This window comes from Rothia sp. HMSC061D12 (genome assembly GCF_001836735.1).
Classification (GTDB): Bacteria; Actinomycetota; Actinomycetes; order Actinomycetales; family Micrococcaceae; genus Rothia.
In genome coordinates this window covers 1-12,726 of sequence record NZ_KV830311.1, presented here as the reverse complement: position 1 = coordinate 12,726, position 12,726 = coordinate 1, and the positions used below count along the sequence as shown (strand labels likewise).

The following is a 12,726-nucleotide window of genomic DNA, read 5'->3' as shown; positions in this document are numbered from 1 at the left end:
CCATGATGAATGACAATATTCTTGAAACCATCCGAATGATCGAGGAGCAGAAGCTCGACATTCGCACCGTCACCATGGGCATCTCCCTGCTCGACTGCGCCGACTCCGACGGCGAAGTAGCCCGCCGCAAGATTTACGACAAGATCACCAGCCGCGCGGCAAACCTCGTCAGCGTTTGCGAAGGTATCGAAGCTGAGCTCGGCATCCCGATTGTCAACAAGCGCATCGCCGTCACCCCCATCGCACTGGTGGCAGGCGCCTCCAACGATGAGGACTACGTAGAATTCGCCCGCACCCTCGACGCTGCCGCCAAGGCAGTCGGCGTGAACTTCGTCGGTGGCTTCAGCGCCCTCGTCGACAAGGGCATGACCCCCGCCGACGAAAAGCTGATTCGCTCCATCCCACGAGCGCTCGCAGAGACCGACGTGGTCTGCTCCTCCGTAGACATAGGATCTTCCCGCGCCGGCATTAACATGAGCGCCGTCAAGCTCATGGGTGAAACCATTCGCGCCACCGCAGACCTGACCGCGGACGCGCACGGCTTCGGCTGCGCCAAGCTCGTCGTCTTCGCAAACGCTGTCAGCGACAACCCCTTCATGGCGGGCGCATTCCACGGCGTGCAGGAGGCAGACACCACCATCTCCGTGGGCGTCTCTGGCCCCGGCGTGGTACACCGCGCCCTGCAGAAGGTCCGCGGCGAATCCTTCGACACCTGCGCCGAAGAAATCAAGAAGGCAGCCTTCAAGATTACCCGCGTCGGCCAGCTGGTCGGTACCCTCGCCGCTGAACGCCTTGGCGTGCAGTTCAACATTATCGACCTCTCCCTGGCACCCACCGCAGAGATTGGTGACTCGGTCGCGCACATCCTCGAAGAGATGGGCCTGGAAACCGTCGGTACCCACGGCACCGTTGCGGCACTTGCGCTGCTCAACGATGCGGTGAAGAAGGGTGGCCTCATGGCATGCTCGAACGTTGGTGGCCTCTCCGGTTCCTTCATCCCGATCTCTGAGGACATCGGCATGATTGAATCCGCAGCCGCCGGGCACATCAGCCTCGACAAGCTCGAAGCGATGACCGCCATCTGCTCCGTCGGCCTGGACATGGTCGCGGTTCCCGGCGACACCCCCGCCGCCACCCTCGCCGCAATGATTGCAGACGAGGCGGCAATCGGCGTGATGAACCACAAGACCACCGCGGTTCGCGTCATCCCGGCGGTTGGTCTGGGCGTAGGCGACATGGTCGAATTCGGTGGCCTGCTCGGTCGCGCACCCGTTATGCCCACCCACACCCCCAGCGCGGAGGCGTTTATCGCCCGCTGCGGTCGTATTCCGTCGCCGGTTCACGGTTTTCGCAACTAAGTTTGATTCCGTAACTAAGCTCGAATCCGCAACCAAGCTCGAATCCGCAACTAAGCTCTAGGAGCGCTGAGAACCAACAGAAAAAGGGGAGGCACCGAAGATCATCTCTTCGGTGCCTCCCCTTGTGCTGTATTCGCTAGTAAGAAGCTACTGATACACGAAGCGGCTCATCAACGCCTCAAGCGCCAGACGCGCATTCGCGTTCGTCCGCAGGCGACGCAGAGTCAGCTCGACCGCCTGCACATCCTCCAGTAGCTGCTGGGCGGAACGGCGGGTGCAGAACGCCTCCAGAGGCTCACGCAAATGCTCGTTGACCAGCGGAGCCTGCGCCGACAGAGCCACCGTCAATGCATCACGCAGAACCGTCTGAACCTGCGCCACGGAACGCAACAGCGTATCGGAGGAAACGCGCTTAGCGCGGCGCTTCTGTTGCTCCTCCAGACGGCGAACCTGCGCTCGCAAGGACGGAGAAACACGCTCACCCTCGCGAATACCCAGCAGTGCCAGAAGCTCCTGGCGTTCCTGCTCATCCTTGAGAGCGGAGACAGCCTGTGCGTCCTGGTCGGCAAGGTCGGTGAGCTTCTCTGCTGCGTTGAAAGCCGAAGAAATAGAACGAACATTCAGAATCAGGGAGGTAATCAACTCCCGACGAGCCATCGCCCGCTCATCGGTCGCCAAACGGTACCCCTCCTGCGCATCACCCAGAGCCAGACGCGCCGCACGCTGCGCCAAAGGATCCGCCACACCGTGCGCCAGCAAATACTCGTGCACCTGCGCATCGGTAGGAACCGGCAACTGCACCGGACGGCACCGTGAACGAATCGTCACCAGCACATCGGTGGGAGAGGGCGCCGTCAACAACCAAATCGTATGCGGCGGCGGCTCCTCAATCGCCTTCAACAACACATTGGAGGTACGCTCCGGCATACGCTCGGTGTCCTCCACCAGAATCACGCGCCAGCGACCTACGGTCGGGCGGTCCTGAGCATTCATGACCAGCTCGCGTGCCTCATCAATGCTGATGTGCGTCGCCTCGGTACTAAAGTGCGTAAAATCTGCGTGCGAACCGTTCATGACGGTCACACAGCCCTTGCACTGACCGCATCCGCGGTTCTGAGGGTCGGGCTGCTCGCACAGCAGGGCGGCGGCGAAAACCTTTGCCGCCTCACGGTGAGGCGCACCGGTCGCGCCCGTAAAAAGCCAAGCGTGTGTGGGGCGGTCAGCGGCGGCATCCGTGCGCAGCTGCTGGAGCTTATCGGCGGGAATCAGCAGGGTATCCCAGAGGCTCATGAGTCCTCCTTACCGGTGCGGACCAGCTCGCGAGCGGCAAGCAGAGGCTCAATCACCTCGAGCACGCGCGCGTGCACCTGCTCAATCGTGCCCACACCATCAATGATGCGGTGCGAACCGTTAGCGTCCTCGCGGGCGATTTGCTCGAAGGCACCGTGAATGCGGGCCTTGAACGCGGCGCCTTCAGCCTCAATACGGTCAACGGTGCCGCGCTGGTCCATGCGTTCCTGCTCGGCGCTCAGCGGCACGCTCAGCAATAGGGTTGCATCGGGTACCAGATCGGCGGTAGCCCAGCGGCTCAAATCGACGATGGTTTCAATACCCAGATCACGGCCAACACCCTGGTACGCGGCGGAAGAATCAATATAGCGGTCACTGAGCACGATGGCGCCCTCAGCGAGCGCCGGACGAATCAGCTGGGAGGCGTGCGCTGCGCGGGATGCCGCAAAGATTAGCGCCTCGGTGCGGTCGTCAATGGTGCCCTGACCTGCTTCAAGGACGAGGGCGCGCAGCTTCTCGCCGATCTCGGTGCCGCCGGGTTCGCGGGTGGTGATGACACGGTATCCGCGGGCGCTGAGTGCTTCATTCAGCAGGGCGAGCTGGGTGGTTTTGCCGGCGCCGTCGCCTCCTTCGACCACGATAAAAAGCCCGCGGCGACCGGTCGGGTCGTCGGGAAGATTCTGTGCATCGGGGGTGTAGCTGAGAGTATCCATCACCTTTAAGGGTACCGGGTCTCTTAGCTGCACCGGTGCGGTTTTGGTGATACCTCCGCGTGGGCTTGAGCGCGTATCAAGGTAAAAAACATGTAAATCCTGTGCGCTGTCACCTGTGCGGGCGTGCGTTCTGGGCGCGGGTGTGCCAGGCTTAAAGACATGAGTGCAGATAACCACGACATGAATTACTCCGCAGAGACCTTCGTCGTCTCTGGCGGCCGCCCGGCACACGAGCATGACGCGCCGGTGAACCCCCCGATTGTTCTTTCTTCCACCTACCGCGGCGTGGACGCCGTGAACATTGAGCAGGACCGCGTGTACGCCCGCTTCTCGAACCCCACCTGGGAGGGCATGGAAGAGGTTGTGGCGAAGCTGGAGAACGCTTCCCAGCCGGGTCTGCTGTTCCCCTCCGGTATGGCTGCTGTCGCTGCTGTCATCGACCTGGTGCCGGTTGGCTCCATTGTTCTGATTCCGAAGCACGCATACATGGCGTCGGTGACCCTGTGCAAGGATTTGGAGCGCCGCGGCATCATTGAGCTCGTTCGCGTGGACATTGAAGACACCGAGAGCGTTATCGCCGCTATGGAGGATGCCGCATCCCGCACCGGCGTCACCCCGGAGAACGTGAACTACTCGGCACCGAAGGTCCTGGCGTGGTTGGAAAGCCCCACGAACCCGATGCTTGAGGTTGCTGACCTGCCTGCCCTGCTGTCTGCCGCTCGCCGTCTGGGTATTGTGACCGCGGTGGATAACACCTTCGCGACCCCGATTCTGCAGCGTCCTCTGGATTTGGGCGCTGACGTGGTGGTTCACTCCGCAACGAAGTTCCTGGCGGGCCACTCTGATGTTCTGCTGGGTATGACCTTGACCTCGAATGAGGAGCTGTACAAGGCGATGCTGCACCACCGCATCACCAACGGCGCAATCCCCGGTCCGGTGGAGGCGTGGCTTGGTTTGCGCGGTCTGCGCACTCTGGCACTGCGTGTGGAGCGTGCTGTAGAGAACGCGCAGGTTCTCGCAGAGCGTCTGAGCGAGCACCCCTTCGTGACTGAGGTACGTTACCCGGGTCTGGAGAGCGACCGCGGTCATGAGGTTGCGAAGAAGCAGATGGACGGTTTCGGTGCGATTTTGTGCGTCACTCTGGATACCGATGCGGCTGGTGCCCGTAACGTCGTGGAGGCGTTGAAGCTGTGGACCCCGGCGACCTCTCTGGGCGGCGTGGAGTCTCTGGTGGAGCGTCGTCGTCGCCACGGTAACGAGCCGGATTCGATTCCGGAGTCTCTGCTGCGCCTGTCGGTGGGTATTGAGAACGTGGATGACCTTTACAATGACTTGGTTGAGGCCTTTAAGGTTGTCCGCTAAGCGCTTTGCTAGGGTTGTCTAGAGAAGCTGCTGATTCTAAGGAATACTATGTCTCCTATTCTGCTGGTCTGGTACGTGACCACTTTTGTTGATACGCTGCTGGCTATCGCTGGTGCTGCGGTTGGTGTGCTGGCTTTTGTGCGTGCGTGGATGTCTCCGGCGAACGCGTACGATTTTGCCGGTAAGCGCCCGAAGAACACATGGCTGGCTTTGACCGGTGGTTCTGCTGCGGTGTCGCTGTTTAGCGTTTTTGCTGCGGTGACTGGCGGCGGTAATACTGTGCTGATTCTTCAGCTGGTTGCTGCTGTGATTAGCTGCGTGTTCCTGGCTGGTGTGTGGCCTTCGGTGGGACGCCGCCGTTTCTAGCGTTAGCTTTTGCGCTCGCTTTGTGCGATAGATGGTGAAGCCTCGTGCGCTGTCTGATGGGTTTGTCCCGGTCGGATGGTGTGCGGGGCTTTTCCCTTTTCTGGCGGGTTTTTTGAGCCTTTCGTTCTGGTAGAAAAGACCCTTATAAATTTTTGGGAGAATGCATATTTTCTAGGCTCTAAGGCATGACAAACCGGCGGGTAAATGAAAAAATAGAGGTATGACTTACAAACTAGTACTCCTGCGCCACGGCCAGTCCGAGTGGAACGAGAAGAACCTGTTCACCGGCTGGGTGGACGTTAACCTGACCGATAAGGGCCGCGCTGAGGCTAAGCGCGGCGGCGAGCTGCTGGCAGAGCGCAACATCCTCCCCGATGTTGTTCACACCTCCCTGCAGCGTCGCGCAATCAACACCGCAAACCTTGCATTGGATGCAGCAGACCGTCTGTGGATTCCCGTCAAGCGCACCTGGCGCCTGAACGAGCGTCACTACGGTGCTCTGCAGGGTAAGAACAAGTCCGAGATCCGCGAGGAATACGGCGACGAGAAGTTCATGACCTGGCGTCGTTCCTACGACGTTCCGCCGCCCCCGCTGGATGACAACGACCCCTACTCGCAGGCACACGACCCCCGCTACGCGGATGTTGAGAACGCTCCTCGCACCGAGTGCCTGAAGGACGTTCTGGGCCGTATGCTTCCCTACTGGGAGTCGGACATCAAGCCCGACCTCGCAGCAGGCAAGACCGTTCTGGTTGCTGCACACGGTAACTCCCTGCGTTCGCTGGTCAAGCACCTCGAGGGTATCTCCGATGAGGACATTGCTGGCCTGAACATCCCCACCGGTATTCCGCTGTACTACGAGCTGGATGAGAACTTCAAGCCCGTCAAGGCTGGCGAGTACCTGGACCCCGAGGCTGCTAAGGACGCTATTGCTGCCGTAGCAAACCAGGGTAAGTAATACCTTCGACAGGGTTTCACCCCTGTGTTTGTGATGAGCCGTCCACCGGTAAGGTGGGCGGCTCATTGCGTTCTCTGCCAGGTTTCTGCGCGGAGAGTTGGTCTGAAGTCGGTCTGAGAAGAGGCGCACTCGCCTGAACGCTGGGTATCAGCCACATTTATACTGAGTGGGGTACTCGAATAGAAGGGAAGTACATGGATGCCGGTCTGATCGCCTTTATTGCGGGCATGATAGGTCTGCTGGTGGGCGTCCTGAGCATGAACGCGGTGGCGCGTAGTGAGCGGGAGCAGGAGCGTAGCTTGGTGTCGGCGCCGGCGCTGCGTGATGGTGCCGCTCAGGTGCTTGCTGTGATTGGTCGCGCCTACCTGGTGATTGATGAGGTGGGCGGCGTGGTTCAGGCTTCTCCGGGTGCTTATGCGATGGGTCTGGTGCGTGGCCATACGGTGGCGTCTGATGAGCTGGCGGATATGATTCGCACGGTGCGTCATCGCGGTATTTTTGTGGAGCGTAGCTTTGAGATTGACCGCGGTGAGGGTGAGGCGCTGGTCCTGGATGTGCGTGTTGCGTCGCTGGGTGATGAGTACATCCTGGTGCTGGCTGATGACCGTACTGAGATTTCTCGTGTTCAGCGTATGCGTAATGATTTTGTGGCGAATGTGTCGCATGAGTTGAAGACTCCGGTGGGTGCGGTGAGCCTGTTGGCTGAGGCTATTGAGCAGGCGAGTGATGACCCTGAGGCGATTGAGTATTTTGTGGGTCGTCTGCATAAGGAGACTCGCCGCCTCTCTGCGCTGGTGCGTGACATTATTGAGCTTTCGCGTCTGCAGTCGACCGATGTGATTGCGCGCGGTGGTCCGGTGTCGGTGCCTTCTTTGGTGGCTGATGCGGTGGATCGTTCGCATATTGTGGCGGAGGAGAAGGACATCCAGATTTCTACCCGCATCGAGGAGGTTCCCGAGGTGTATGGTGACGCCGAGCTGCTCGGTATTGCTGTGCAGAACGTGGTGGAGAATGCGGTGCGCTATTCGCCGGAGCATACGAAGGTGGATATTTGGGTGCATCGTGTGGCTGATCAGCTGCTGGTTGAGGTTTCTGATCAGGGCGTGGGTATCCCTGAGGATGAGCAGAAGCGTATTTTTGAGCGTTTTTACCGGGTTGATCCGGCTCGTTCGCGTCAGACGGGCGGTACTGGTTTGGGCTTGAGCATTGTGAAGCATGTGATGACTCAGCACGGTGGTAGCGTGACGGTTCGGTCGATGCCGCAGGAGGGCTCGACGTTTACGTTGGCGTTGCCGCTGAATGAGGCTCCGGTCGCAGTGTAGTGTTAGCGGTATAGGTTTTATGGAATCGAAGGAAGTTATTGATGTCTAAAATTCTGATTGTTGAGGACGAAGAGGCCCTCTCGGATCCCCTGGCGTTTTTGCTGGGTCGTGAGGGTTTCCAGACGATTGTTGTGGATAACGGTCTGGATGCTCTGCCGGTGTTTGACCGCGAGGGCGCGGATTTGGTGCTGCTGGATGTGATGCTTCCGGGCATGTCCGGTATGGAGGTGTGCCGTAAGCTGCGTGAGGTGTCTTCGGTCCCGATTATCATGCTGACCGCTAAGGATTCTGAGCTGGATAAGGTTCTGGGTCTGGAGCTGGGCGCTGATGACTATGTGACGAAGCCGTATTCTGCGCGTGAGTTGATTGCTCGTATCCGTGCGGTGTTGCGTCGTCGTTCGGCGGAGACTGATTCTGCTACTGAGTCGGTACTGCAGGGTGGCCCGGTGCGCATGGATATTGACCGCCACGTGGTGACGGTTAATGGTGAAGAGATTTCTATGCCGCTGAAGGAGTTTGAGCTCCTTGAGATTCTGCTGCGCAATGTGGGTCGTGTGATGACTCGCGGCCAGCTGATTGAGCGCGTGTGGGGTGCCGACTATGTTGGCGATACGAAGACCCTGGATGTGCATATTAAGCGTCTGCGTTCGAAGATTGAGCCGGATTCTTCTGCCCCGCAGTATGTGGTGACGGTTCGCGGCTTGGGCTATAAGTTCGAGGCGTAGGCGGGCTTGAGACTGATGAGTTCTGCTTCTGCGGCGAATACTGCTGTGATTGTTTTGGCGGCTGGTTCGGGTACTCGCTTGGGTGAGCCGATCCCGAAGGCTGCTGTGCGTGTGCATGGTCGTACTTTGCTGGATTATGCGTTGGAGGGTGCGCTCGCTTCGGGTGTTGCTGAGCATGTGGTGGTGACTGTTCCTGCTGATTGTTCGGCGAGTTGCCCGGAGCTTTTGGAGGATGCCCGCCGTGCCGGTGCGTTGATTACTGCCGGTGGTGATACGCGTACTGCTTCGGTGGTTGCGGCGTTGGATGCTTTGAAGGATGCGCAGGTTCCGGTGGATTATGTGCTGATTCATGATTGCGCTCGTGCTTTTACTCCGCCGCAGGTGTATCACCGCGTGCTTGAGGGTTTGGGTTCTGCGAGCCCGCAGGGTGTTGTGCGTGCGGTGATTCCTGTGTTGCCGGTGGTGGATACGGTGAAGACTGTGGATTCTGCTGGTTTGGTGACGGGTACTCCTTCGCGTGCGCAGATGCGTGCGGTGCAGACTCCTCAGGGTTTTGAGGTGGCTGCCCTGTTGGCGGCACATGAGCGTAGCCGTTCCCTGCCTGCTGAGGAGGCTGAGCTGTTGACTGATGATGCGATGGCGATGGAGGCGGCGGGTGAGCCGGTGTTGACGGTTGCCGGTGATGCGGATGCGTTTAAGGTGACGACTCCGATGGATTTGCGGGTTGCTCGCGCGCTGTTTGGTGTTTCTGTTGCCTAACCCTGCCGCCTAATGCCTCTTTTGCCGAGGTGTTGCTGCTGAGAAGATGTTTGATCGATTGAAGGGTCCTGTGATGACTGTTATTCCTCGTGTTGGTACCGGTGTTGATGTCCACGCTTTTGGTGAGGAGGGCACTCCTCTGTATATTGCTGGTCTGCATTGGCCGGGTGAGCGTGGTTTGAGCGGCCATTCTGATGGTGATGTGGTGGCTCATGCTGCCGCGGATGCTCTTTTTGCTGCCTCCGGCACGGGGGATTTGGGCTCTAATTTTGGTGTGGACCGCCCGGATATGAAGGGCGCTTCTGGTGTTCGTATTCTTTCTGAGGCTGCGGCGATTGTGCGTGCTGCTGGTTTTGAGATTGGTAATGTGAGTGTTCAGCTGGTGGGTAACCGCCCGAAGTTCTCTCCGCGCCGTGATGAGGCGAACCGTGTGCTGAGCGAGGCGGCGGGTGCTCCGGTGACGGTGATTGCGACGACTACTGACGGTCTGGGTTTGACGGGCCGCGGCGAGGGTGTGGCTGCTATTGCGACGGCGCTGGTGTACCCGCGTTCGTAGGTGTTTGGCTGCTTCGAGCCATTCTGTAACCTATCGCTGATTTACCGCCCCGGCGTCTGAGCCGACCCCGTAGAATGAGAGTGTGACTATGCGTTTTTATGATTCAGCTTCCGCGACTATTCGCGAGTTTGAGCCCGTCGTGCCCGGTGAGGCGCGTATCTATTATTGTGGTGCTACGGTGCAGGGTGAACCGCATCTGGGCCACATCCGTTCGGCGTTGGTTTTTGACCAGTTGAGCCGTTGGATGCGTTACCGCGGTTTGAAGGTGACGACGGTCCGCAATGTCACTGATATTGATGACAAGATTTTGGCGAAGTCTGCTGATTCTATGGAGCCCGGTTTTGAGGGTGAGTTCCCGAATGAGCAGTGGTGGGCGCTCGCGTACCGTTTTGAGAAGGTTTTTGCTCAGGCGTATGCGGCGTTGGGTATTGATCCGCCGACGTATGAGCCGCGTGCGACCGGTCATATTCCGGAGATGTTTGCTCTGATTCAGCGTCTGATTGATCGCGGCCACGCGTATCCTGCGCTGGATGATTCTGGTGACGTGTATTTTGATGTGCGTTCGTGGGATAAGTATGGTGCGCTGACGAATCAGAGCGTTGAGGATATGCAGGATTCTGCGGATGCTGATCCGCGCGGTAAGCGTGACCCTCGCGATTTTGCCCTGTGGAAGGGTTATAAGGAGGGTGAGCCGCTGACTGCTTCGTGGGAGTCTCCGTGGGGTCGCGGCCGTCCGGGCTGGCACCTGGAGTGCTCGGCGATGGCTGGTAAGTATTTGGGTTCGCGTTTCGATATTCACGGTGGCGGTTTGGATTTGCGTTTCCCGCACCATGAGAATGAGCTGGCGCAGTCGACTGCTGCCGGTGATGATTTCGCGAACTTCTGGATGCATAACGGCATGGTCACCTATGAGGGTGAGAAGATGTCGAAGTCTATCGGTAATACGATTTCGCCGGCGCAGATGCTGCAGATGGCTCGTCCGCTGGTGGTTCGTTATTACCTGGGTAGTGCGCATTACCGTTCGATTCTTGATTACCGTCCGTCGTCTCTGCAGGAGGCGGCAACCGCTATTGAGCGTGTTGAGACGTTCCTTGCTGCAACTCAGGATGTGCTGAAGCCGGGTCGTGAGGTTCCGGAGGCTTTTGCTGAGGCTATGGATGATGACGTGAACATTCCGCGTGCTCTGGCGGTTCTGCATGAGCAGACTCGTGCGGGTAATGCGGCGCTTGCTGCCGGTGAGGATGCTTCGGAGGCGGCGAATGCTGTGATGGCTATGGCTGAGGTTCTGGGTCTGGCGCAGCTGATGAGTTTTAATGCTGAGGGCACTTCGGGTGCTGAGCATGAGGCTCTGGATGCGCTGATTCAGGCTGTGTTGGCGGAGCGTGCTGATGCTCGTGCTCAGAAGGATTGGGCGAAGGCTGATGCGATGCGTGATCTGTTGGCGTCTGCTGGTGTGCAGGTGAAGGATGGCGCGAATGGTTCGAGCTGGAGCGTTGGCTAGAGGGTGATGTGCCCCGCGTTTGTGCGTAAGGCTTAGGTCGCGCGGGTTTCTCTCGCGTAGACTCGTATTCATTACTTTGACGAAGGAAGAGAAGAATGGCTAAGGCAGGTTCGCGCCCGGGCGCTACCACCAAGAAGAAGGGTGCTACTAAGGGCACTGGCGGTCACGGTCGTAAGGCGCTTGAGGGTAAGGGTCCTACTCCGAAGGCTGAGGACCGCGTTTATCACAAGGCACATAAGATGAAGCGTGCGGCTGAGCGTCGTGCTGCTACCGGTACGAACCGTAAGTTCCAGACTCGTCTGGGCGGTAAGCGCGCTAGCGATGAGCTGGTGACTGGTCGTAATGCGGTGCTTGAGGCTCTGCGTACTGAGATTCCCTCGAAGCATTTGTACATCATGAGCCGTGTTGAGGTTGATGACCGCGTTCGCGAGATCATGACTATTGCGAATAAGCGCAATATTCCGATGCTGGAGATTCCGCGTAGCGAGCTGGATCGTTTGACTGATGGTTCTGTGCATCAGGGTGTTGCGATGCAGATTCCGCCGTACAAGTACCCGGATGCTACTGACCTGGTACTGGATACTATGGAGCGTTGGCACTCGGGTAAGCTGTCGACTCCGCCGCTGTTTGTTGCTTTGGATGGTATTACTGATCCGCGTAACTTGGGTGCGATTATTCGTAGCGTGTCCGCGTTTAGCGGTGATGGCGTGATTATTCCTGAGCGTCGTTCGGCTGCTGTGACTGCTGGTGCGTGGAAGACTAGTGCTGGTGCGGCTGCTCGTATTCCTGTTGCGATGGCGACTAATCTGACTCGCGTGATTCAGCAGGCTAAGGAGCAGGGTATTTTCGTGATTGGTCTGGATGGCGGTGGCGATATTGAGCTGCCGGCTCTGGAGCTTGCGAATGAGCCGCTGTGCGTGGTGGTTGGTTCTGAGGGTAAGGGTCTGTCCCGCCTGGTGACTGAGAACTGCGATCAGATTGTGTCGATTCCGATTGATTCTGCGATGGAGTCTTTGAACGCGGCGATGGCTGTGGGCATTACTCTGTACGATGTTTCTCGTCGTCGCGCTTCCGCGAACTAGAGTTTTGAAGCTAGCGAGCTACAGCCTGTAGCTCTGTAGCTTGAACCCTATAGCTTGAATAAGGAGGGCGCCCTCGTGAGGGGGACCCTCCTTTTCTGTGCTCTTCTACGCTCTCCCGTAGGTGCTCATATATAGGGAGGCTGCAGAGGAGGGGGGGGGAGGGGGAGGTGCAGAGCGGGGGAGTGCAGCGGTACAGGAATACGGCGGTATGAAATACAGAGATGCGGTGATACAGAGATGGGGGAGGGGCGGAGCCCCTCTTCCCATCTTTTCTTCCCGTCTTCTCTTCCTATCTTCTTGATGCTGAGGGGCTCTTCTGCCCTTCTATATGGGCTCTTTAGGGCGCTTCTGCAGGTTTTTCGGGGTCTTTTGAAGGTTTTTAAACTTTTTTCAAAGAACTTTTGAGGAGCTTATCCTGTGCTGACTAGGTGTTTTGGTGTTTGTGAGGGTGTTTGAGACCCTTTCAAGGCCTTATTTGTGGTCTACTTCACCCTATTTCGGGTTGCAGACCCATTTCGGCATCTGTATAGTTGTATGAGTCGCCGCGGCGAGGAGGAAAAAACGAAGAACTTCTTCGGTGTTTCTCCTAGTCAGAAGCGGTTGAATGACTTTCAATTGTATAGTGTTTTGGTTTCTTGCTTAGAAGATTCTCAGATTGCCTGTTGGTGATGATGGAAGAGTTTAGGAAAGAAACATTGTGGTGCGAATCACGGAAAACGGATTTGCATGGCAAA

12 protein-coding genes are annotated in these 12,726 nt (G+C 58.1%); 10 read left to right on the top strand and 2 right to left on the bottom strand.

The window, feature by feature from the left end:
- Window positions 1-2: 2 nt before the first annotated feature.
- Window positions 3-1,358 carry a PFL family protein gene (locus tag HMPREF2682_RS08470; protein ID WP_070833245.1) on the top strand — a complete coding sequence of 452 codons (1,356 nt, stop codon included), beginning with the start codon at window positions 3-5 and terminating at the stop codon, window positions 1,356-1,358.
- A 147-nt stretch (window positions 1,359-1,505) separates the two neighbouring features.
- Here the strand turns inward: HMPREF2682_RS08470 and HMPREF2682_RS08465 are convergent, their stop codons facing one another.
- Together HMPREF2682_RS08465 and tmk are read right to left on the bottom strand one after the other, a co-directional pair.
- A complete protein-coding gene (locus HMPREF2682_RS08465; RefSeq protein WP_070833242.1) occupies window positions 1,506-2,648 on the bottom strand; it encodes a DNA polymerase III subunit delta' in 1,143 nt (380 codons plus the stop codon).
- Complete coding sequence (tmk, locus tag HMPREF2682_RS08460) at window positions 2,645-3,361, bottom strand: dTMP kinase (protein WP_083321786.1); 717 nt, start codon at window positions 3,359-3,361, stop codon at window positions 2,645-2,647. The genes HMPREF2682_RS08465 and tmk overlap by 4 nt, the downstream gene beginning before the upstream one ends.
- A 159-nt stretch (window positions 3,362-3,520) precedes the next feature.
- Between tmk and HMPREF2682_RS08455 the strand changes: the two genes are divergently transcribed.
- From HMPREF2682_RS08455 to rlmB, 9 genes are all read left to right on the top strand, one after another.
- Window positions 3,521-4,723, top strand: coding sequence for a trans-sulfuration enzyme family protein (locus tag HMPREF2682_RS08455; RefSeq protein ID WP_070833239.1), 1,203 nt, complete (start codon window positions 3,521-3,523; stop codon window positions 4,721-4,723).
- 48 nt (window positions 4,724-4,771) lie between these two features.
- Complete coding sequence (locus HMPREF2682_RS08450) at window positions 4,772-5,089, top strand: DUF2516 family protein (protein WP_005507153.1); 318 nt, start codon at window positions 4,772-4,774, stop codon at window positions 5,087-5,089.
- Between the two features lie 220 nt (window positions 5,090-5,309).
- Window positions 5,310-6,047: a phosphoglyceromutase gene (locus HMPREF2682_RS08445; RefSeq protein ID WP_049338203.1), complete on the top strand. Its 738-nt coding sequence runs from the start codon at window positions 5,310-5,312 to the stop codon at window positions 6,045-6,047.
- Between the two features lie 194 nt (window positions 6,048-6,241).
- Entirely contained in the window at window positions 6,242-7,369 is a 1,128-nt protein-coding gene (locus tag HMPREF2682_RS08440) for a sensor histidine kinase (RefSeq protein WP_070833235.1), read from the top strand.
- Window positions 7,370-7,410: 41 nt separating this feature from the next.
- On the top strand, window positions 7,411-8,094 hold the full coding sequence (locus HMPREF2682_RS08435; protein WP_005507150.1) for a response regulator transcription factor: 684 nt from the start codon (window positions 7,411-7,413) through the stop codon (window positions 8,092-8,094).
- 15 nt (window positions 8,095-8,109) lie between these two features.
- The gene (gene ispD, locus HMPREF2682_RS08430) at window positions 8,110-8,853 is read left to right on the top strand and encodes a 2-C-methyl-D-erythritol 4-phosphate cytidylyltransferase (RefSeq protein WP_049346706.1); all 744 of its coding nucleotides are present in this window, start codon (window positions 8,110-8,112) and stop codon (window positions 8,851-8,853) included.
- Between the two features lie 73 nt (window positions 8,854-8,926).
- A complete protein-coding gene (gene ispF, locus HMPREF2682_RS08425) occupies window positions 8,927-9,409 on the top strand; it encodes a 2-C-methyl-D-erythritol 2,4-cyclodiphosphate synthase (protein WP_005509302.1) in 483 nt (160 codons plus the stop codon).
- 82 nt (window positions 9,410-9,491) lie between these two features.
- Window positions 9,492-10,910 carry a cysteine--tRNA ligase gene (gene cysS, locus HMPREF2682_RS08420; protein WP_049338202.1) on the top strand — a complete coding sequence of 473 codons (1,419 nt, stop codon included), beginning with the start codon at window positions 9,492-9,494 and terminating at the stop codon, window positions 10,908-10,910.
- A gap of 95 nt (window positions 10,911-11,005) precedes the next feature.
- Window positions 11,006-11,992: a 23S rRNA (guanosine(2251)-2'-O)-methyltransferase RlmB gene (rlmB, locus tag HMPREF2682_RS08415; protein ID WP_005509305.1), complete on the top strand. Its 987-nt coding sequence runs from the start codon at window positions 11,006-11,008 to the stop codon at window positions 11,990-11,992.
- Window positions 11,993-12,726: the final 734 nt, after the last annotated feature.